This window comes from Agromyces neolithicus (assembly GCF_039529735.1).
GTDB lineage: Bacteria > Actinomycetota > Actinomycetes > Actinomycetales > Microbacteriaceae > Agromyces > Agromyces neolithicus.
In genome coordinates, this window is the sequence record NZ_BAAANJ010000001.1 from 316,221 (window position 1) to 336,572 (window position 20,352).

Genomic DNA, 20,352 nt, shown 5'->3' on the forward strand with positions numbered 1-20,352 from the left:
GCCTCAGCTCTCTGCGGTGTGTACCGCGTTCGATTCGATCTTCGGCGCCGGTGGCGCGATGCGGAACTCTGGCGCGCCGGTCACGAGCAGCCAGGCGGGCAGAACGATCGCGCAGAGCACCGGCAGCACCGCGACATCGCCGGCGACGGCCACGGCGACGAAGATCGCCATCCAGCCGTCGCGGGTGACGACGAGCACGACCCCGAGCACCGCGGCGGCGACGGCGAGCGCAACCGGCATTCCGGGGATGAGCGCGGCGCCGAGCAGCCCGAGTGCGACGCCGATGAACACCGAAGGGAAGACGCGGCCGCCGCGGAACAGCGAACTCGCGGCGATGAGCAGGGCGACGATCTTGATTCCGGCGAGCGCGGCGAGTTGCGCAGGGTCGTATTCATCCACGTTCGCGATCAACTCGCCGGTCTGGTCGAGCCCCTTGAACATCGTGATCGGCCCGCCGAGCCATCCGAGCAGGCCGAGCAGCAGGCCGCCCGCGGTCGCGATGAGCACCCGGTTCTTCAGCGCGTGCATCGCGCGGTAGACGAGGGGGAACGCCGCGAGCATCGCCAGCGCGATGACCGTCGCGCCGACCGCGACGATCACACCCGTCAACAGGTCGATGGGTCGCGGCCCTTCGTACGCGGGCAGGCCGAACGCGAATGATTGCGCTCCCAGCAGGTGCATCGTGACGGCGCCCGTGCCCGCCGCGACCAGCGGAAGGAAGAGGCGGTCCCAGAGCGCCCCGCCCGTCTTCAGCGCCGCGACGATGCCGGTGAACAGCAGCGCCGCGGCGACCGGCGTGTCGAAGAGCGCTCCGATGGTCGCGGCCACGGCGAGCGCGGCCGACAGCTGCGGCGGCACCCCCGGCATGAACCGGGCGATGGCGGCGACGACCAGGGCGACGTTGATCGCGATGATCGGGTTCTCGGGCCCGAGGCTGACGCCACCTGCGAGCGAGAGCAGGGTCACGATAGCGAGGCCGGGCAGGTTGCGCAGCGGCTGGGGCGGTTCGGCGAACTCGGTCGTCGCCGAGTCGGGCCCCCCGTGGCCCGGTGCGATCACGAGCACGAACCCCACGGCGAGACCGGTGACCGTGAGCACCAGCACGGTCCACCACCCCGCCGAATCGACCCCGAGCGCATCGGGGAGCAGGTCGTAGAGCACCGACGAGAACGCCTCCGACAGGGCGCTCAGCGCCCAGAGCACGAGCGCCGCCACCACGCCGATGAGCAGTGCAGGCACCGACAGCAGAATCAGGCGGCGCGGTGTGACATCCGCATCTCTCGGTGGTATCGCGAGCGTCATCTCAGGTCCCGTCTGCCGAGTTCGTGGGCGGATGCGCCGTCGAACACGAGGGCGTGCAGCCACTCTGCCGAATGCGCCCGCCCGCGTCGAGAGTAGCGCTGGCGCGGCGTGTGAATGTGGACGTCCCCGCATGCCGCGCGATAGGTTCACCTCAGCGGCGCTCTATGGGGGAGCGCTCACACAGCGAAAGGCTCCACATGACCTTCTGGAACAACTTCTGGGACCTGATCTGGTGGTTCCTCTGGGCGTTCGTCTTCATCGCCTACCTGTTCGCGTTGTTCGCGATCATCGGCGACCTGTTCCGCGACCACAAGCTCAACGGCTGGTGGAAGGCGGTGTGGATCCTCTTCCTGATCTTCGTGCCGTTCCTGACGGCACTGGTGTACCTGATCGCGCGCGGCAACGGCATGGCCGAGCGTTCGCAGAAAGAGGCGAAGCAGTACCAGGCGGCCACCGACGAGTACATCCGTCAGACCGCGGGGGCATCGAGCCCCTCCGACGAGATCGCGAAGGCCAAGGCGCTGCTCGACTCGGGCACCATCAGCCAGGCCGAGTACGACCAGCTCAAGGCGAAGGCGCTCTCGCACAGCGCGTAGTCAGGCACGAGAAACGAGGGGCGGATGTCGCGACATCCGCCCCTCGTTTCGTTCAGGTCGTGGCGCACTCAGGGCGCGACGACGTCAGGTCGCGGTGCGTGCATCGCGCCCGAGCTTCGCAGGAACACGATGATCCAGCTGAAGATCAGCACTCCCGCGACGAGTTCGACGGCGGTCAGGTTGTAGTAGCCCGTCGCGAAGAACACGCCGAGCATCACGATGACGCCAACGTAGACGTATCCGAGCAGGATGAAGACGCGCGGCATCGACGGGATGAACCAGCGCAGGCCGATGACAACGACGGCGAAGACCACGGCCATGCCGGTCGCGACGGTGTTGTGCACGAGGAAGAACCGATCGACCGGGAAGACGCCGACGCAGGCGAGGAAGATCCCGATGAGGATGAGGCCGACGCGCACGACATTGCGGCCCCTCACCTCGGCCGCGGTGGTGACCGGCACCGACGCGGTCGCGTAACGGGCGATGGTCGTCACGATGGCGCCGGCGATGATCAGGGTGAGGTTGAAGGCGAGCGCCGAGATGTCGTCGGTCATGCCGAGCGCGCTCAGGTTCTCCTGCCACCACTGCGGGTCGCTCGCACTCAGCATGCTCGCGAGCGCGCCGACGACGAGGAACAGCGCGAGCACGAACGAGAGCAGCATCGGAGTGAGGTGGGCCGACGACAGGAACACCGCGTACGCGGTGACGGCGAAGCCGACGCCCGCGAGCACCGCGCCCGGCAGGGTGAACACCACGGCGCCCTGGAAGCTCTGCTCGAGCAGGTCCGAGAGGCCGATCCAGCCGAGCAGCGCGATGACCGCGTGGGCGACGGCGATGGCCGTGAGGTCGAACCAGTGCACCCTCACGCCCGGCGACTCGAGGCCTGGGAGCGCCTCAGGCGATGCCTCCCGCTCGTGCGCGCGACGGCGCAGCGCGATGCGCCCGATGACGAACGCGACGAAGGTCACGACGACCGCGCCGATGGCCACGTACTGGCCGAGCGACCCCTCCCCCGCGATCGGCAGGTCACGACCGAGGAACGAGATCCACGCGACCACCCCGCCGACGACGAACACGGCTGCGCCGAGGACGAGTGCGGCGGACTCCAGCGACTCGGCCGTGGCGGCCGGATTGCGAAGCACCCGCAGGATCGACGATGGCTCGCGGGCGACCGACGCTGCGGCGTCCGTCGCAGGTGCGGTGGCGGTTCGACTCACTGGCTCTCCTGTCGTCGTGCGGCGCCGGCGCCGGCGTCGGTGTTCGGCATCAGCATGCCAGCACCGGGTGCGCGCACGCGGGCGCGGCGCGCGGACGGGGCATCCGATCGCCGCTTCGACGCCTCACGAACCGTCGCGCTCAGGGCTTGATCGGGTCGAGCACCTCGAGCATCGACCCCTGCACGAACCCGGCCCACTCGTAGGCGGCACGCAGGTAGTCGTCGCGGGTCTCGACGTCGGCGTCGGCCTCGTCGTCGTCGAGGCCGACCCGCTCGGCGAGGATGAGTCGCAGGTCGGTGAGGAATGTCAGCCACCCCCACGCCTGCGCCTGATCGAGCTCGATCTGAACGACGCCCTCGTCGGGATGCTCGACCGCGGTCGCGTCGCGCACCGATTGCGCGGCCTGACGCTTGCCGTCGACGAGGCTCTCGCGGGTGTAGCGGGTGAACTCCTCTGACGCCTCGAGGTCTTCGGGGTAGGCGTTCGGCAGCAGCCGGCCGAGCGCGGGGTCGTCGGCCTCGCCGAGCAGCAGTACCGAGTCGACCTGGTCGGCGAGTTCTGAGAGCAGCATCGCCTCTTCGGTCTCGAGCACGATGCGGATGCCCTCGCCCCCGCCGAGTCCGGCGACGATCACGTCTCGGCCCTCGCGACGGTGGCCTGCAGACCGTAGCCGTGCATGGCCTGCACATGGTGTTCCATCTGCTCGCGTCTGCCGCTGGCGACGACAGCCCGACCCTCGGTGTGCACCTGCATCATGAGACGCTCGGCCTTGTCGCGCGGAAACCCGAAGTAGCTGCGGAACACGTAGGTCACGTAGGTCATGAGGTTCACCGGGTCGTCCCACACGATCGCCTGCCACGGCACGTCGGCCGCGACACGGTCGCGGAGTTCGGTGTCGTGCTGCTCGAGGGTCGACGTGCTCACGCTCCAAGCCTGACACGACCTCGCGCGCGACGGAACCTCGAACCGTCACGCCGCTTTCGTCGAGGCGGTCACGGTGAACTTCGCGTTGCGCGCGATCTGCCGGGTCGGCCCGATCGTGCGTTCGAGCAGCGGTCGGTAGCGCAGATGCGAGTTCCACACGCACCACAGCTCGCCGCCCGGCGCGAGCACCCGGGATGCATCGGCGAACAGGTGCGCGGCGATGCCGGTGTGCAGCGCGGCGTCGGAATGGAACGGCGGATTCAGCACCACCAGCCGCTCGCTGGCGTCGGTGAGCAGCTCGAGCCCGTCGGCCTGTGCCACGCGCACGCGGTCGGCGACGCCGTTCGCGTCGGCTGTCAGTCGAGCGGATGCCGCTGCCGAGGCCGAGCGATCGGTCGCGGTGACCCGCAGCCCGGCGCGCTCGCGCGCGAGCCACGTCGCCACGACGCCGGAGCCGCAGGCGAGGTCGACGGCCGTCGCGGCATCTGGAACCGCGTCGGCGAGGTGGGCCAGCAGGAACCGCGTGCCGATGTCGACGCCCGTGCCGGCGAAGACGCCGCCGTGGGCGACGACAGTGAGGCCGAGGTCGTCGTGCCGCTCGCGCCGCGGCCACGGACCTGCTGGTCGAGGAGCGCCCGACGAAGGAGGACCCCACACTGCTGGTCGAGGAGCGCCCGACGAAGGAGGACGCGTCTCGAGACCTTGCGCCGTCAGCACCCGCGACTTCTGCCGCGCATGCGACACGTCGAGCCTCTCGAAGTGAAGGCGCAGCACGTCGTTCATCGCGAGCGACATGTGCTTGATGCGCCCGCCCGCGACGAGCACGACCTCGGGGTGCGCGTGCGCGGAGACGAGCGCGGCCACCTCGTCGAGCCGGTCGAGCGAGCGCGGCAGGCGCATCAGCACGAGCCGAGCGCCCGCAACCAGCCCGGGCACGAGCGGCATCGACCGCACCGTGCCGCCGAAGTGCATGCGCGAGGCGTTCTCGGCGAGCGCGCGCTCGCCGGTCACGAGATCCTGGTGCACCCGGATGTCGCGTGCCCCCGCATGCGCTGCACCGAGCGAGGCCGCCCCCAGCGCGATCGCGCCATAGGCATCGTCGATGACGACGACCTCGCCCGGCCCGGCCGCCGCGATGAGTGCGGCCGCTTCGTCGAGAATCAGCCGGTCAGCGGCATCCGATGCTTCGAGACCCGGCCCCTCGACGTCGGGGGAGCGGCGCAACGCACCGAAGTCGAAGGGCATTCGCCAAGCGTACGCGCGGGGGGCGCGTACCGGGTGCGGACGCCGGGCTCTGCAGGAAGAACCTTCGCAGTCGCGGCGTGTCGCCGCGCAACACCCCGCACCGGTGTCAGAAGTTCCTACGTTCGGCGCGACAGGCGCGACAGGCGCGACCCGCGAAACCTGGGTGCGGCGCCCATGCGACTTTGCTACCCTCGGTGCCGCATGCGGCACGCACGGCACGGGGGAGCGAGAAGCGGCGAGCGATTCGTTCGCCGCTTCGCCGGCGTGCTCTCGGTCACGGCCGTGCTGGGCCTGATCGCCACGCTCGCGCTGGCACCGCTCACGCGTCCTGACGCCGGGGAGCCGGCGTACGCGGCGTCGGCGGATTCGCCGCACGCCGGTGACACGCAACGGGTCGAAGTCGCAGCGGATGTCGCTGCCCCCGCCATCTCGCACGAGTCGTATACCGCCGCCACGGGGCCGCAGACGCTCGTCGCCGGCGGCACGAACCACGACTGGGCGAAGCTCGTGCTCGTCTTCGGCGGATTCCCCGTCACCGACGAGAACGTGGTGGTCATCACGCAGTGGATGCGCGAGGAGAACGGCCCCGACAACTGGTGGAACCGCAACAACCCGCTCAACAACGGCAACGGGTCGGGAGGCGGCTCGGGGCTCGGCAGCTATGCCACCCTGCAGGTCGGCGCCGAGTACGCGGCCGACAGCCTGCGGCGCCTGTCGTTCTACGACGCGATCGAGGCCGGGCTCGACGCCAGCGCACCCGCCGCGACGACCGCGGCCGCGATCTGGCAGTCGCCATGGGCGACGAGCCACTACGGCAACGGCGCGCACTGGTCGACCTCGCCGGTTCCCGTGGTCGATGCGCCCGCCTCGGCCTGGTGAGACACCGCCGCGTTGTCGGCCCAGTGGTGTTCGACAGATCAGGGCAGACCCTCGTGACGGGGCCGACCCGCCTCGCTAACATGTGTCGAACCGTGCATGGCGCATGGAGGAGAGAGGCTCGCCATGAGCAAGGCCGAACACGGCGCACTGATCGTGGCGGTGGTCTGCGCCATCGCCCTCGCCGGCTGCGCGCCCGCTGCCCTCGCGAGTCGCGACGCGACGCCCACCCCGACGACGCACACGCGCACGGCGACGACGCCGCCGACGCCGACGCCCGGCAGCACTGCTCAGGGAGCCTCGAACTCAGACGCGGAGTCGACGAACCTTCGGCTCGGTGAGATCGTCGAGCCGCCGACGGGTACGGCGAGCGGGTCGAGCGGTGCTGCTCCAGTGACGGCACCGGTGACGGCACCGGTGACGGCACCGGTGACGGCACCGCACTGCGTCGACGAGCAACTGGTTCTGACCTATCAGGCCCGACCGCAGGATTCCGGTGCGGGCAGCTTCTACGGGGATCTTGTCTTCACGAACGTGTCGGCGACCGACTGCTCGTTCGACGGGTGGCCCGGGCTGATCGCCCAGAATGCCGACGGTGTGCAACTCGGGGCCCCGGCACGCGCCGAGGGTGCGACATCCCAGACCGTCGTGCTGTCGGCCGGCGGGGGCGTCGCCACGGCGAACCTGCACGGCAACAACCCGGGCGTGTTCGACTGCCCGGCGACGACATCGGCGACGCTGCGCGCCTACATCACGTCTGACGGCGCCGGACCGGGCATCGCGGTGACACAGGCGATTCCCGTGTGCTCCGACCGCACGGCGACGCTCGGAATCGGGTCGCTCGTCGCGGGCTGACGCCCTCTGCGCGCCGACTGCGCGCCCTTTCGGCTGCCGTGATCGCACGCTCGCATCGCGACACCTCAACCAGTTCGGCGTTCGGGAGGATCGCTGCGCCCTGCGGGTCGACTCGACCGTCGTCTGCTGCGCTCGCGACGGTCGATGCGATCGGCGATTCGGGTCGGTGACGTCGTGGGGCGCCGCCAGGTGCCGCTGGGATCGAGCCACTTCGGCGGGCGCACCTCGGGCACGCCGTGCCGCATTCGGATGCCCCAACCCGACGTGTCGATCGTGCGGTGGTGGAACCAGCAGACGAGCACTCCGTTGTCGGGATGGGTCGGCCCGCCGTCGACGTCGGGGATCACATGATGGATTTCACACCAGGCTGCAGGCACCGTGCAGCCTGGGATGAGGCATCCACCATCGCGCAGCGTGATCGCGCGTCGCTGGTGCGGCGTGAAGCACCGCTCAGGCGAGCCGAGCTCGATGATTCGTCCGCGATCGTCGAACACGACCCGCTGGGTGCCGCCGGTGCAGATCATGTGCTGTACCGCACGCAGCGCGACCGGCACCTCGACGCCGTCGGCGTGGCCCACGCCGCGACCGGCCACCAGATCGGACTCTCGCACGCTGACGAGCACGGTCGGAGCCGCGCCGCCGATGCTCGGGTGCTCACCCGACCGCGCGGCAGTGTCGATGATCGCCGCGAGCACGTCGTGACGCTGCTGACCGCTCGTGCGCGTCTCGGCGGGCACTGCGTGCTCGGCGAGGTCGTCGCCGGCGCCGAACACGTCGCCGCTGCGCGGCGAGAGGTGCGCGTCGAACAGCCGCGTCAGTTTCGCGGCCACCTCGGGCATCAGTGCGCCCTGCACCGGGATCAGCCCGTCACGTGCTTGCCCGAGTCGCAGGCCCCGCCTGCGCATCGCTCGCTCGTCGTCGGGCTCTGGCCCGTCTTGGTCGAGGAAGAGCGCCCATGCTCGCGCCTGCACGGCGACCTCATCGGAGCTGCACCGCACCGGAGCTGCCTCGTCGGCGCCCACGGCCTGCGCAACCAGCCCGCGCTCGGCCGTGTCGAATTTCGCGGGATCGGCCACGTGGCGTGCCCGGCTCAGCGCATGCACGATCACACCGGCCGCATCGACACCCAGTTCGCCGGCCGCGAGCGCTTCGGCGACACGGGGGAACTCGGCGCACAGGGGCTCACCGGTCAACGGCGCGCGCGCACGCGTCGCCTCGCCGAGCGAAACCCGACGGCGCGCCTCTGCACCCGAAGCCTGGGTGACCCGCTCGATGAGCTCTGACGCCGACCTGCACCCTTTCATGACCGACAAGCGACGCTCGCGACCCGACTCGAGCGAGCTGCGCTCGGCGACCTCGCCCGCGAGCACGACCCGATAGCCGTCGACGACCCTGCCGAGCCCTTCGAGCGCGCCCATCGCCAGCAGCAGATCGTCGTCGCCGAGCGGCGTTGCATCGTCGAACGAGAGCACACCCGCGACCTGCGAGCGGAGTTGCTCGAAGGTCTCGTGGAGGCTGGCCATACCCCGATTCTGCCGTGACCCACCGACATCGGACCGCGCACGAAACATCCGGTCAGCACTGCAAACCCACCATGCACGGTCGATCGCGACAGCGGGAATCGGACGCGGCCGAACGTGCACTCAACGCCCCCCAGCGGGCATCGAATGCACGCTCGGCGGCGAATAGCGGGAGCCGAGGGTGAGCGTGAGGTCGCAGGGTCGGAGCGACCCTCGATCAGCGCTCGAGCGGCCGCCAGACGACGACGGCGTTCTCGCGACGCACGCGGGTGCCGGCACGCAATGTGACGACCTCGCCGGCAGACCCGGCCGCGAACACGCGCCGACCGGGCCGGTTGAGCATCTCGTCGGCGAGCGCCGCCTCGAGTTCGCGCACTCTCGCCCGCAGCGTCGCCACCTCGTCTTCGAGGCCGAGCACCCGGCGGATGCCCTCGAGGCTCACGCCCTCGCTCGAGAGCTGGGCGATCTCGCGCAGCTGCGCCACATCGCGCATCGAGTACCGGCGCGACTTACCGGCCGTACGAGTCGGCGACACGAGGCCCATGCGGTCGTACTGGCGCAGCGTCTGCGGGTGCATGCCGGCGAGTTCGGCGGCGACCGAGATGACGAACAGCGGGCTCATCTCGTTCATGTCCATCGCCTAGCCTCGCGCCTTGGCGATGAGGTCGTCGCGCGGGTTCTCGTCGGGCAGCTCGGCCGCGAACGCCTTGAGCTTCTCTTCGGCGTCGCCCGACAGGTGCGACGGTACGGCGATCTGCACGACCGCGAGCAGGTCGCCCGTGCCCTTCGACGTCACGACGCCGCGGCCCTTGACCCGCAGCACGCGACCGCTGGGCGTGCCGGGCGCGACCCGCAGCTTCACGGGATCGCCGCCGAGGGTGGGCACCTGGATGGTCGCGCCGAGCGCCGCCTCGGCGAACGTGACCGGAACGGTGACACGCAGGTTGAGCCCGTCGCGCTCGAACACGGGGTGCTTGCGCACATTGACGGTGAGGATGATGTCGCCGGACTCGCCGCCGTCGGGCGAGGGATGCCCTTTGCCACGCAGCCGGATCTTCTGGCCGTCGGCCACGCCCGCGGGAATGCGCACGGTGATCGGCTTGCCCTCGGCCGTCTGCAGCGTGATCTGCTCGCCCTTGGTCGCGGTGATGAAGTCGAGCGTGGTCGTCGCCGTGACGTCGCGGCCGCGCGAGGGACCGCCGAACCCTCGGTAGCCGCCGCTGGGCTGGCCGAACCGGCCACCGCCGAAGAGGCCGCCGAGTAGATCGTCGTACTCGCCGCCGCCCTGCTGGAACGTGTACGACTGACGCCCGCCGCCCTGGCCGAACATGCCGCCGAAGACGTCTTCGAAGCCGCCACCGGCACCGCCGCCGCCGGGCGCGGTGAATCGGGCACCCGATCCCATGGCGCGGATCGCGTCGTACTCTTTGCGCTGCTCGGCGTCGGAGAGCACCGAGTTCGCCTCGCTGATGTCCTTGAACTTCGCCTCTGCGGCTGAGTCGCCCGGGTTCTGGTCGGGGTGGAACTTGCGCGCGAGCTTGCGGTACGCCTTCTTGATGTCGGCGTCGCTCGCGTCTTTGGAGACGCCGAGCACCTGGTAGAAGTCCTTGTCGAACCAATCCTGACTGGCCACCGGCACCTCCTCTGTCTGAGTCTGTCTGAAGCGGGATCGTCGGTCGAGTAGGCCGGAGGCCGTATCGAGACTTCTGGGTGGTCTCGATACGGCGCTGGCGCGCCTACTCGACCGACGATGGGCTACTGCGGCGTCTTGACGACGACCTTCGCCGGGCGCAGCTGCACGCTGCCCAGGTTGTAGCCGGTCTCGACGACGTCGGCGACCGTGTCGACCTCGACCTCGTCGCTCTGCTGCTGGAAGATCGCCTCGTGATGCTGCGGGTCGAACGGCTCGCCGACCTCGCCGAACGAGGTGAGCCCGAGCTTCTCGACCTGAGCGCGAAGCTTCGCCGCGATCGTCGCGAAGGGCGTGTCGCCCTCGAGGTCGCCGTGCTTCTCAGCCCGGTCGAGGTCGTCGAGCACGGGCAGCAGCACCGCGACGGCGGCACCGACCGCACGCTCGCGCTCGAGCTCGCGGTTGGCCTCGGTGCGCTTGCGGTAGTTCGCATACTCGGCGGTGACCCGCTTGAGGTCGGCGAGGTGCTCGTCGCTCGGCTCCTGCACCTCGGCGTTGGCCGCGTTCAGGATGTCGTCGACCGTGAGCTCGTACTCGTCTTCGGCGAGGTCGGATGCCTCGGCACCGGCTTCGCCCGCTGCGTCGGTGTCGGAACCGGCACCCGCCTCGGCACCGGCCGCCTCGGGGGCGCCCTCGGCGGGCGCCCCGTCGGCATCGGAGGCGTGGGCGTGCCGAACCTCGCCGGTCTCGGGGTCGATGCGGCGTTTGTCGCGGATCACCGGCTCCTCGTGGTTCTGGTTCTGCTCGTCGGTCATGACGTCTTCTTCTCGTCCTCGTCGTCGACCACTTCGGCGTCGACCACGTCCTCATCGGACGAGTCATCTGCGGCGGGGCCCGACGCCGAAGCGTCTTCGCCACCGGCGGCAGCGGCGTCGGCCTGCTGCGACTGGGCGTAGATCGCCTCGCCGAGCTTGCCCTGCGACTGCGTGAGCTTCTCGAACGCGGTCTTCACGGCCGCGTCGTCGTCGCCGGCGAGCGCCGACTTGAGCGCGTCGACGTCGCCCTGCACCTCGGACTTGACGTCGGCAGGCAGCTTGTCGTCGTTGTCCTTGATGAGCTTCTCGATCGAGTAGGCGAGCTGCTCGGCCTGGTTGCGCGTCTCGGCCGACTCACGGCGCGCCTTGTCTTCGGCTGCGTGCTCTTCGGCCTCGCGCACCATGCGCTCGATGTCGTCCTTGGGCAGCGACGAGCCGCCCGAGATCGTCATGCGCTGCTCTTTGCCGGTGCCCTTGTCTTTCGCCGACACGTGCACGATGCCGTTGGCGTCGATGTCGAACGTGACCTCGATCTGGGGGATGCCGCGGGGAGCCGGCGCGATGCCGGTGAGCTCGAACGTGCCGAGCGGCTTGTTGTCGCGCGTGAACTCGCGCTCGCCCTGGAAGACCTGGATGGCGACCGACGGCTGGTTGTCGTCGGCGGTCGTGAAGGTCTCGCTGCGCTTGGTGGGGATCGCCGTGTTGCGCTCGATGAGCTTCGTCATGATGCCGCCCTTGGTCTCGATGCCGAGGCTGAGGGGGGTCACGTCGATGAGCAGCACGTCCTTGCGCTCGCCCTTGAGCACGCCGGCCTGCAGGGCTGCGCCGACGGCGACGACCTCGTCGGGGTTGACGCCCTTGTTGGGCTCCTGCCCCGTCTCTTGCTTCACGAGGTCGCTGACGGAGGGCATGCGGGTCGAGCCGCCGACGAGCACGACGTGCGCGACATCCGACAGCTTGATGCCCGCCTCGCGGATGACGTCTTCGAAGGGCTTCTTCGTGCGGTCGAGCAGGTCGCTCGTCATGTTCTCGAACTCTGCGCGCGTGAGCGTCTCGTCGAGGTTGGCCGGGCCGTTCTCGGTGAGCGAGAGGTAGGGCAGCTGGATCGAGGCCTTCAGACCCGACGAGAGCTCCTTCTTCGCCTGCTCGGCGGCCTCCTTGAGGCGCTGCAGGGCGATCTTGTCGTTCGAGACGTCGACGCCCGTCGAGTTCTTGAAGCGCTTGATGAGCCAGTCGACGACGCGCTGGTCCCAGTCGTCGCCGCCGAGGCGGTTGTCGCCCGAGGTGGCGCGCACCTGGATGGTCGAGAAGTCGTCGTCTTTGCCCACCTCGAGCAGCGAGACGTCGAACGTGCCGCCACCGAGGTCGAAGACCAGGATGAGCTCGTCTTCCTTGCCCTTGTCAAGGCCGTACGCGAGCGCGGCCGCCGTGGGCTCGTTGATGATGCGCAGCACGTTGAGGCCCGCGATCTCACCCGCCTCTTTGGTGGCCTGGCGCTCGGCGTCGTTGAAGTACGCGGGAACGGTGATGACCGCGTCGGTGACGGTATCGCCGAGGTACTGCTCGGCGTCGCGCTTCAGCTTCTGCAGGATGCGCGCCGAGATCTCTTGCGGCGTGTACTGCTTGCCGTCGACCTCAGGCGACTTCCAGTCGGTGCCCATGTGGCGCTTGACCGACGCGATGGTGCGGTCGACGTTGGTGACGGCCTGACGCTTCGCGGTCTCGCCGACGAGCACCTCGCCGTCTTTCGTGAACGCGACGACCGACGGGGTCGTGCGAAAGCCCTCGGCGTTGGCGATGACGGTGGGCTCGCCGCCCTCGAGGACCGAGACGACCGAGTTGGTCGTGCCGAGGTCGATTCCTACTGCACGTGACATGTGTTTCTCCTTCTTCCCCTCGCCGGTCGAGTAGCGCGCAGCGCGTATCGAGACCATTGCCGGGATACCGGTTCGGCCGTTCTGGCCCGCAACCGAAGTACGGGGTGACGAGACTTGAGCCTCGCCGACTCAAGCTTCGCAGTGCCGACTTTTCGTGTCAAGTTGAGCGGGCGAAACTTGAGTGCACTTGGCTCAACTCACAGCATGCGCCCAGTATTCCGGGGCGGAGCACATCGGGGACAACCCCGATAAGCCGCCCGTTCTCAGGCGGTAGTGTGCGGAGAATGACCAAACGTCCCTTGTTCGGCGCCATCGCCGCAAGCACCCTAGCCATCCTGTTCCTCAGCGGCTGCACCGCCGCCGTGCCAGCCCAGACGACGGAGCCGTCGGCCGCGCCGACCGCGACCTCCGACACCGGTGCCGAGCCGACGGAGGAGTCGACCGCTGACGACCCGACGTGCGACGAGGTGTTCACCGACACCGAGTACGCGTCGTTCGCTGAAGACGGATTGACGCTCAACACCGACAGCACCTTCGACCTCGGGCCCGCCTTCACCGACCTCGCCGCCGACGGCGCCCTCACCTGCCAGTGGTCGAAGCCGACCAGCGACGTCGCGGTCTGGTTCGCCCGGCTTCCTGAAGACGACACCGCCTGGGCCGCCCGAAGCGCCGAGTTGACGGCCGCCGGTTGGACCGTCTCCGACGACCCTCTGGCCGGCACCCTGCTCGCACCTGCCGACTACGACGCGAACTACCAGCCGTCGATGTACCACGCCGATGGCGTCACCATCTTCGTGAGTTACGCAGACCTGCTCGAGTCGGTCGCCGACCTGCAATGACGAGCGCGGGGCGGGGCGTTCAGCCTCGCCCCGCCTCACCCAGCGGCCCTCGCTCGCTCAGGTGATCGGCACCGAGGCCGTCGGCGGCTCCTCGCGGACGCGCGGCGCCGGTGTCGGTTCCACTGCGTCCGCCCTCGCGGGCGAGCCCGATGCGGCGAGCGCCCGCTTGATGCGCCAGGCCGCGAACACGGCGATGACGCTCACCGCGACGTGCATGCCGAGGAACACGTCGGTGAGGCCGGCGCCGAGCAGCACCCCCGCGACGAGGGGGCCGGCCGCCGAGAATGCGGTCTGTAGCGCGGCGATCGTGCCGAGGGTCTGCCCGACCATGCCCTTGGGCGCGAGCTGCGCCGTCAGCGGGTTCAGCACCGGGCTGTAGATCGTCTCGCCGACGGCGAAGATGCCGTAGGTCATGACGAACAGCGCCGTGGCGATGCCCGGTGAGAACTGCGCCGCCGAGAGGATGAGCCAGGACACCACCCAGATCGAGCCGACCGCCATGAGCAGGGCCGGGGCGCTGCGCTTCGCGGTGAGCTTCACGACGATGACCTGCAGCGCCACGATGACGACGCAGTTGATCGCCGCAGCGATGCCGATGGCGGCTGGGTCGACGTCGAGCACGGTGATGCCGTACGCCGGCAGGCCCGACTCGAACTGGGCGTAGAAGCCGAGCGCGAGGGCGATCGTGACGACGACCGTCCAGCGCATGGCAGGCTGGGCGAAGATCACCCGAAGCGCGCCGCGCGAGCCTGCAGCTCCGTCGGGGCGCCCATCGCCGTCGAGGTCGACCACGGCGATCGCCCCGGTCGCGGCGTCGACGGCACCGAACGCGCCGGTCGCGGTCGACATGGCCCGGCCGCCCGAGACGTCGGCCGGGGCGACGCGCGCCGGAAGCCGCAACCGCCCGGCGAGCGCGATGATCGCCGACGACAGCACGAACCCGCCGGCGGCCATGACGAAGCCGATGTCGAGCCCGTCGGCGCGGTCGAGGTCGACGACGAGCCCCGCGAGGAACGCACCCGCCGCCATGCCGAGAGCCTCGCCCGTGAACTTGTAGGCGAACACCTTGCGACGGTCGTCGCTCGACGACCAATTGAGCGCGAGCACCTGCTTGGCGGGCACCGCGGCCGAGAGGCCGAGTCCGAACACGAGCATGCCGGCGAGGAACAGCCCCGGAACGTCGGCGAACACGAGCGAGGCGACGCCGGCCGCACCCAGCAGCTGGGCGATGACCGCCACGTGCACGGGGTCGAAGCGGTCGGCGAGGCGACCGGCGAGCGGCGCGGCGACGAGGGCCCCGATCGAGAACAGCGACGACGCGCCCGCGGCGACGAGGGCGCCCCAGTCGCGGGTGTCGGCGGCGTAGGCGTACTGGTAGGGCAGCACCGCCCCCCACCCGAGCGAACCGATGGCACTGGCCAGGATGAGCAGTCGTGCACGCATGATTGTGTCCTCCTCCCGAGGTCTCGACGAGCAGAGGGATGCCTCGCGGCCGAAGCCGGCCGCGAGGCATCCGCTACCCTTCGAATGCGAAGTATTCGATATCGAAATATTAGCAACCGAAAGATGCGTGCGACAATTCCCATATGGCTGAACGCACCCCGAGCGCGCAGGAGCTCCATCGGCGCGCCGTCGCGACCTACGTCAAGGCCGGCGGCGAAGAGTCGGTGCAGCGGGTGATCACGGCCGTGCAGGGCCTCACGAAGAAGCTCGACCAGTGGTACGCGCGCCAGCTCGTCGACCTCGAGTTGACCGCCGGCGAGTGGGCCGTCGTCACCTCGCTCGCGAAGGCCGGCGAGTCGCTCACGCCCACCCAGCTCGCTGAGCTCACGAACGTCGCCCCGTCGTCGATGACGCATCGGCTCGACAAGCTCGCCGAACGAGGGCTCGTCGAACGCTCCCCCGACGCCGAGAACCGCACCCGCATCTTCGTGAGTCTCACCGACGCGGGGTGGCAGCTGTTCAGCGTGGCGATCCGCGGCTCAGACGTCGTCGAGTCCGATGTGCTGCAAGACCTGAGCGACGCCGAGCGCGGCGAACTCGCGCGCCTGCTCGAGGTCGTCATCGCCCGCCTCGACGACATCGACGCCTGAGCTCCGCTCGCTGCGGCGACCGCCGCGTCCATCACGGCACTGCGCCACTTGGGCGGCAACTGCGCCAGTTCGGATGGCGCGGAGGGCGGCGAAATGGCGCAGAGGTTGGGCGGCGATCAGCGCACGCGCGTGACCTCGAACTGCATCCGGGGGTGCGCGAACGCCTGCTGCGACGAGACGAGGGCGAGCTCGCGATCGCCCGACTCGAGCGTGTTCGCGAGCAGGTCGAAGACGCTGCTCGCGGTGCGGGCGAGCGCGCCTTCGCTCGAGCCCGTGAGGTGGCGGTGCGCCGTGAAGAGCGCCGCCGTCACGTCGCCCGAACCGTTGGCCTTGATCGGCAACCGCGGGGTCTGCACGATCCACGCGCCCTCGTCGTCGACGGCGAGCATCTCGATCGTGTCGGCCGGGGCGTCGGGCCGCTCGACGCTCGTGACGAGCACGGTCGACGGGCCCATCGCCCGCGCGAGGTCGACCGAGGCGAGGGTCTCGTCGAGGGTGCGGTTCGGTGCCGGTGAGAAAGCCGAGCTCGAACTGGTTCGGCGTGATCAGGTCGGCCGCCGGAACCACGCGCTCGCGCAGCAACGGCGGAATGGCCTCGTGCACGAAGCATCCGGATTTCGCATTGCCCATCACCGGATCGCACGTGTAGGTTGCCGCAGGGTTCGCGGCCTTCACCCGCGCGACCGCATCGAGGATGACGCCGCCGATCTGCTCGCCGCCCTGGTAGCCCGAGAGCACGGCGTCGACCTCGCCGAGCACTCCGCGCTCGTCGATGCCGGTGATGACCTCGCGCACGTCGTCGGCCGAGAACATCGGGCCCCGCCACGCGCCGTAGCCCGTGTGGTTCGAGAAGTGCACGGTGAACACGGGCCACACCTCGACGCCGAGGCGCTGCAGGGGGAACACGGCGGCCGAGTTGCCGACGTGGCCGTAGGCGACCGACGACTGGATGCTGAGGACCTTCACCCCGGAATCCTCGCATGCGCGGCGGCTCACACGCTGATGAGATGCGCACGCACTCCCGGGAGTTCGTCGAACCGTGCGGCACGGTCGGTCGTGAGCACGGTGCGGTCGGTTGCGACCGCGGTCGCGGCGATGATGAGGTCGTGCGCGCCGCGCGGCCGACCTTCACGGTGCACGTGAGCGAGCAGGCGCCCGTGCGCCTCGGCCACCGGGATGTCGTACGGCACCACGGGCAGTGTCTCGAGCACGCCGACGAGGAACTCGGCGCGTGCCGCGCGCAGCGCGTCGCTCGCGAGCTCGATGCCGGTGCGCAACTCGGCGACGGTCGCCGCGGCGATCACGAGGTCGTCGTCAGGGCGGATGTCGGTGCCGACCGCCCTGCGCTCGCGCTCGGAGGCGACGAGCACGCCGGTGTCGACGATCAGACGGCGGGCCATGCCGGCCCACCGAGTTCGACGGCCGATCGAGCCGCCCGCACGTCGTCACCGAACTCGACATCGACGATGCCCGGAACGATGAGGTCGGCGAAGGCGCGCCCGTTGCCGGCCGCCGCAGGACCGATCTCGGCGATGCGCCGCCCGCCGCGTGTGATGATGACCGTCTCGCCGCGCTCGGCGCCGTCGAGCAGCGCGGCGAACGCCCGGCTCGCCTCGGTCGCGGTCATGGTTCGCATGGAATCAGATTATCAGATATCATCCCCCCAGCTGGGCTGCGAACCGCGCTCAGCCCAGCATCGTGCCCTCGGCCGCTGCCGACGGCTTCGGATCGGGCAGACGTCGCATGCGCAGTGCATTGAGCACGCCGAGCAGGCCGGCGAGGATCGGCACGAGCAGCGCGACCTGCAGCGCGATGACGCGGGAATCGGTGTTGATGCGGATGACCTCGGCCTGCACCTCGGGCGTCTCGTCGGCGAGCAGCTCCTCGAGACCGGTGTTGGTCATGATCTCGGCGTCCTCCTCGAGCACGGTCGCGACCTGCTGCTGCTCTTCGGGTGAGAGCACCGTGCTCGCATCGGCGCTCGCGGTGAAGGTGAAGGCGAGCGTCGCGAGCATGATGGCCCCAGCGAACGCGAGCCCGAACGAGAGGCCGAACGAGCCCGCGGCCGAGTTGACGCCGGCCGCCTCGCTGACCCGCTCATCGGAGATCGGCGAGAGGGTGTAGTTGTTCAGCTGCGAGACGAGCAGGCCGAGGCCGCAGCCCGAGATGATGAGCGGCACCAGCAGGTACCAGCCCGAGTCGGCGATCGGCACGAGCGGCACGAGGATCACCAGGCCGGCCAGTGTGGCCACGAACCCCCACATGATGATGTTCGCGGGGCGGCGTTTCAGGCCGCGGCCGGCCAGCAGCGCGACGACGAACATGCTCAGCGACAGCGGCGCGATCGAGAGGCCGGCCTGAAGCGCGTTGTACTCGAACACCATCTGCAGGTAGATCGGCAGCACGATCATGGTGCCGCCGAGCGCGACCTGCTGCAGCAGCTGGCCGCTGGCCCCGGCTCGGAACATCTTCGACTCGAACAGCGTCGGGTCGAGCAGCGTGGGCTTTCCGCGACGCTTGCGGCCGCGCAGCCAGAACACGAGCAGGCCGAGTCCGAGCACACCGATTGCAATGATCAGGCCGACGTACCCGCCGCCCTCCTGCCACACGAGGATGCCGGTCACGACACCGCCCATACCGACGATCGACAGCAGCCCTCCGACGAGGTCGATCGACCGCTCGCCGTGGTACGGCACGTCCTTGACGAGGCCGATGCCCAAGAGCACGAGCGCGATGATGACGGCTTCGAGTGCGAAGCCGACCCGCCATGAGAGGAAGGTGGTGATGAATCCGCCGAGAAGGGGGCCCACGGCGGCCGCGATGGCAGCGGATGCCCCGACGAGGGCGTAGACCCGCTTCTGCTGGGCCCCCTCGAAGTTGCCGTGGATGAGCGATTGCATCGCCGGCAGCAGGAGCGAGGCGCCGATGCCGCCGATCACCGCCCAGAACAGGATGATCGCCCCGAGGTCCTGCGCGAACACCATCGCGATCGCGCCGATCGCGTAGCCGAGCAAGCCGAGCACGTAGGCGAGCTTGCGCCCGATGAGGTCGCCCGCCTTGCCACCGATGAGGATGAACGCCGCCGAGACGAGCGCCTCGAGCGCGATCGCGCCCTGCACGCCGCTCACGGTCGTGTCGAGGTCACGCACCACGGCCGAGATCGACACGTTCATCAGCGACGTGTCGACGACGAGCACGAACATGGCCATCGCGAGCAGCATCGCAAGGCGCCCGTTGAACGGCGCCGCAGCACCCCTGTCCGTGCTCATGGCTCAGCCAATCACACTGCGGCGCCGGGGCGATACACCCAGATCGCGTGAAGTCACTTCGCCCCTACCACCGCGCCCACCCATGGACACCACGCCGCACAGGGCGTATGCTCACGGGCGGACCGCACCACGCGGCATCCGCTCGCACTGAATGCCGAGACGAAGGGAGAGAACGATGAACACCGTCATTGTCGCGCGCATCGCAGACACCCTTCCCTGTGAGGCCGCCCGCCCGTAGCGCATCGGCGCCGGCGTTCGGTGGCCTCCGTGATCTCTCGGAGAAACCACCGTGCATTTCCTCTCGTCACTCGACTCGCCCGACGCGATCGACGACACCTCCGTCGCGCTGTTCGGCGCTGACGTCGCCCACCTCGCCTTCCAGGCGGCAGAGCCCGGCGACGACCAACGCTGGTCGACCTGGCCGGCGACCCTTCCCTCGGAGCGCGGCCCGCAGCCGCGCCCCGACTGGCTCGTGACCTCGGCCGCAGCCATCGACACCGAACTCGGTGTCGTGAAGACCGGAAAGGAGGCCGATCTGTACCTCATCGAGCGCGCGATTCCGGATGCTCCGACCGACGTGCCGGGCAACCACGTGCTGCTCGCAGCGAAGCGATACCGGTCGGGCGAGCATTCCGATTTCCATCGTTCGACGATCTACACCGAGGGCCGCGGCACCCGGCGCAGCCGCGACCAGCGCGCGGTCGACAACCGGTCGACCTTCGGCCGCGCCGTCGCCCGGGTGCAGTGGGCGAGCGCCGAGTTCGAGGCCCTCGCCAGGCTGACCGAGCTCGGAGCATCCGTTCCTTATCCCGTGCAGGTGAGCGAGACCGAGGTGCTGATGGAGTTCATCGGCGACGGGCGCGTGGCGGCGCCCCGGCTCGCGCAGGTGCGGGCGACGCCCGACGAGCTGCGCGAACTGTTCCAGCAGGTCGTCGATTTCATGCACACCCTCGCGTGCGCCGGACTCGCGCACGGCGACCTCTCGCCCTATAACCTGCTCGTGCATCGGGGCCGCGTCGTCGCGATCGACCTGCCGCAGGTCGTCGATGTTGTGGCGAACCCGCAGGGGTTCGACCTGCTGCACCGCGATTGTGTCAACGTGTGCGACTGGTTCACCCGGCAGCGGCTCGAGTGCGACGCCGAGCAGCTCTTCGGCGAGTTGGTGGGCGTGGTCGGGTGGTGACCACGCCACCCATGCGACCTGGTGGTGACCACGCGACCCCTGCGATCTGGCGGCTCCGGCACTGATGCGTTTCTGGCATCAGTGTCGGAGTCGGGCGGGGCAATGGCACGA

20 protein-coding genes and 1 pseudogene are annotated in these 20,352 nt (G+C 69.7%); 6 read left to right on the forward strand and 15 right to left on the reverse strand.

Going from position 1 to position 20,352, the window contains the following annotated elements:
- Positions 1-3: 3 nt before the first annotated feature.
- On the reverse strand, positions 4-1,302 hold the full coding sequence (locus tag ABD164_RS01520; protein ID WP_344292698.1) for an ion channel protein: 1,299 nt from the start codon (positions 1,300-1,302) through the stop codon (positions 4-6).
- A gap of 197 nt (positions 1,303-1,499) precedes the next feature.
- On the opposite strand from ABD164_RS01520, the gene ABD164_RS01525 reads away from it, so the two are divergent.
- Positions 1,500-1,898, forward strand: a complete 399-nt coding sequence (locus ABD164_RS01525; protein ID WP_344292700.1) for an SHOCT domain-containing protein — start codon at positions 1,500-1,502, stop codon at positions 1,896-1,898.
- A 68-nt stretch (positions 1,899-1,966) separates the two neighbouring features.
- Here ABD164_RS01525 and ABD164_RS01530 read toward each other — a convergent pair whose 3' ends face one another.
- The 4 genes from ABD164_RS01530 to ABD164_RS01545 all read right to left on the reverse strand — a co-directional run bounded on the left by ABD164_RS01530 (position 1,967) and on the right by ABD164_RS01545 (position 5,284).
- Complete coding sequence (locus tag ABD164_RS01530) at positions 1,967-3,115, reverse strand: DUF998 domain-containing protein (RefSeq protein ID WP_344292702.1); 1,149 nt, start codon at positions 3,113-3,115, stop codon at positions 1,967-1,969.
- A gap of 139 nt (positions 3,116-3,254) precedes the next feature.
- A complete protein-coding gene (locus ABD164_RS01535; RefSeq protein ID WP_344292704.1) occupies positions 3,255-3,749 on the reverse strand; it encodes a DUF2017 family protein in 495 nt (164 codons plus the stop codon).
- Positions 3,746-4,039 (reverse strand): ATP-dependent Clp protease adapter ClpS, encoded by a 294-nt coding sequence (clpS, locus tag ABD164_RS01540; RefSeq protein ID WP_425545879.1) that lies wholly within the window; start codon positions 4,037-4,039, stop codon positions 3,746-3,748. The genes ABD164_RS01535 and clpS overlap by 4 nt, the downstream gene beginning before the upstream one ends.
- A gap of 45 nt (positions 4,040-4,084) precedes the next feature.
- On the reverse strand, positions 4,085-5,284 hold the full coding sequence (locus ABD164_RS01545) for a class I SAM-dependent methyltransferase (protein WP_344292706.1): 1,200 nt from the start codon (positions 5,282-5,284) through the stop codon (positions 4,085-4,087).
- A gap of 201 nt (positions 5,285-5,485) precedes the next feature.
- Between ABD164_RS01545 and ABD164_RS01550 the strand changes: the two genes are divergently transcribed.
- Positions 5,486-6,163, forward strand: a complete 678-nt coding sequence (locus ABD164_RS01550; RefSeq protein ID WP_344292708.1) for a hypothetical protein — start codon at positions 5,486-5,488, stop codon at positions 6,161-6,163.
- Between the two features lie 123 nt (positions 6,164-6,286).
- Positions 6,287-7,015 carry a DUF4232 domain-containing protein gene (locus ABD164_RS01555; RefSeq protein WP_344292710.1) on the forward strand — a complete coding sequence of 243 codons (729 nt, stop codon included), beginning with the start codon at positions 6,287-6,289 and terminating at the stop codon, positions 7,013-7,015.
- A 65-nt stretch (positions 7,016-7,080) separates the two neighbouring features.
- Here the strand turns inward: ABD164_RS01555 and ABD164_RS01560 are convergent, their stop codons facing one another.
- From ABD164_RS01560 to dnaK, 5 genes are all read right to left on the reverse strand, one after another.
- The gene (locus ABD164_RS01560; RefSeq protein WP_344292712.1) at positions 7,081-8,538 is read right to left on the reverse strand and encodes an HNH endonuclease signature motif containing protein; all 1,458 of its coding nucleotides are present in this window, start codon (positions 8,536-8,538) and stop codon (positions 7,081-7,083) included.
- A 214-nt stretch (positions 8,539-8,752) separates the two neighbouring features.
- Positions 8,753-9,166, reverse strand: coding sequence for a heat shock protein transcriptional repressor HspR (locus ABD164_RS01565; protein WP_231045547.1), 414 nt, complete (start codon positions 9,164-9,166; stop codon positions 8,753-8,755).
- A gap of 9 nt (positions 9,167-9,175) precedes the next feature.
- Positions 9,176-10,168 carry a DnaJ C-terminal domain-containing protein gene (locus ABD164_RS01570; RefSeq protein ID WP_344292715.1) on the reverse strand — a complete coding sequence of 331 codons (993 nt, stop codon included), beginning with the start codon at positions 10,166-10,168 and terminating at the stop codon, positions 9,176-9,178.
- 122 nt (positions 10,169-10,290) lie between these two features.
- A complete protein-coding gene (locus ABD164_RS01575) occupies positions 10,291-10,980 on the reverse strand; it encodes a nucleotide exchange factor GrpE (protein ID WP_344292717.1) in 690 nt (229 codons plus the stop codon).
- Complete coding sequence (dnaK, locus tag ABD164_RS01580) at positions 10,977-12,857, reverse strand: molecular chaperone DnaK (RefSeq protein WP_344292719.1); 1,881 nt, start codon at positions 12,855-12,857, stop codon at positions 10,977-10,979. The genes ABD164_RS01575 and dnaK overlap by 4 nt, the downstream gene beginning before the upstream one ends.
- 284 nt (positions 12,858-13,141) lie before the next feature.
- On the opposite strand from dnaK, the gene ABD164_RS01585 reads away from it, so the two are divergent.
- On the forward strand, positions 13,142-13,696 hold the full coding sequence (locus tag ABD164_RS01585; protein WP_344292721.1) for a hypothetical protein: 555 nt from the start codon (positions 13,142-13,144) through the stop codon (positions 13,694-13,696).
- A 57-nt stretch (positions 13,697-13,753) separates the two neighbouring features.
- On the opposite strand, the gene ABD164_RS01590 is transcribed toward ABD164_RS01585, so the two are convergent.
- Positions 13,754-15,139, reverse strand: coding sequence for an MFS transporter (locus tag ABD164_RS01590; RefSeq protein WP_344292723.1), 1,386 nt, complete (start codon positions 15,137-15,139; stop codon positions 13,754-13,756).
- A gap of 143 nt (positions 15,140-15,282) precedes the next feature.
- Here ABD164_RS01590 and ABD164_RS01595 point away from each other — a divergent pair, with 143 nt between their 5' ends.
- Positions 15,283-15,789: a MarR family winged helix-turn-helix transcriptional regulator gene (locus tag ABD164_RS01595; protein ID WP_344292725.1), complete on the forward strand. Its 507-nt coding sequence runs from the start codon at positions 15,283-15,285 to the stop codon at positions 15,787-15,789.
- A 116-nt stretch (positions 15,790-15,905) separates the two neighbouring features.
- Here the strand turns inward: ABD164_RS01595 and pdxY are convergent.
- The 4 genes and pseudogenes from pdxY to ABD164_RS01615 all read right to left on the reverse strand — a co-directional run bounded on the left by pdxY (position 15,906) and on the right by ABD164_RS01615 (position 19,058).
- Positions 15,906-16,755 (reverse strand): annotated as a pseudogene (pdxY, locus tag ABD164_RS01600) (pyridoxal kinase PdxY).
- Positions 16,756-16,781: 26 nt separating this feature from the next.
- Complete coding sequence (locus ABD164_RS01605) at positions 16,782-17,189, reverse strand: PIN domain-containing protein (protein WP_344292727.1); 408 nt, start codon at positions 17,187-17,189, stop codon at positions 16,782-16,784.
- Complete coding sequence (locus ABD164_RS01610; protein ID WP_344292729.1) at positions 17,174-17,425, reverse strand: type II toxin-antitoxin system Phd/YefM family antitoxin; 252 nt, start codon at positions 17,423-17,425, stop codon at positions 17,174-17,176. Before ABD164_RS01610 ends, ABD164_RS01605 begins: the two co-directional genes overlap by 16 nt.
- 49 nt (positions 17,426-17,474) lie before the next feature.
- Positions 17,475-19,058, reverse strand: coding sequence for an MFS transporter (locus ABD164_RS01615; RefSeq protein WP_344292731.1), 1,584 nt, complete (start codon positions 19,056-19,058; stop codon positions 17,475-17,477).
- Positions 19,059-19,347: 289 nt separating this feature from the next.
- Here ABD164_RS01615 and ABD164_RS01620 point away from each other — a divergent pair, with 289 nt between their 5' ends.
- A complete protein-coding gene (locus ABD164_RS01620) occupies positions 19,348-20,241 on the forward strand; it encodes a serine protein kinase RIO (RefSeq protein ID WP_344292733.1) in 894 nt (297 codons plus the stop codon).
- Positions 20,242-20,352: the final 111 nt, after the last annotated feature.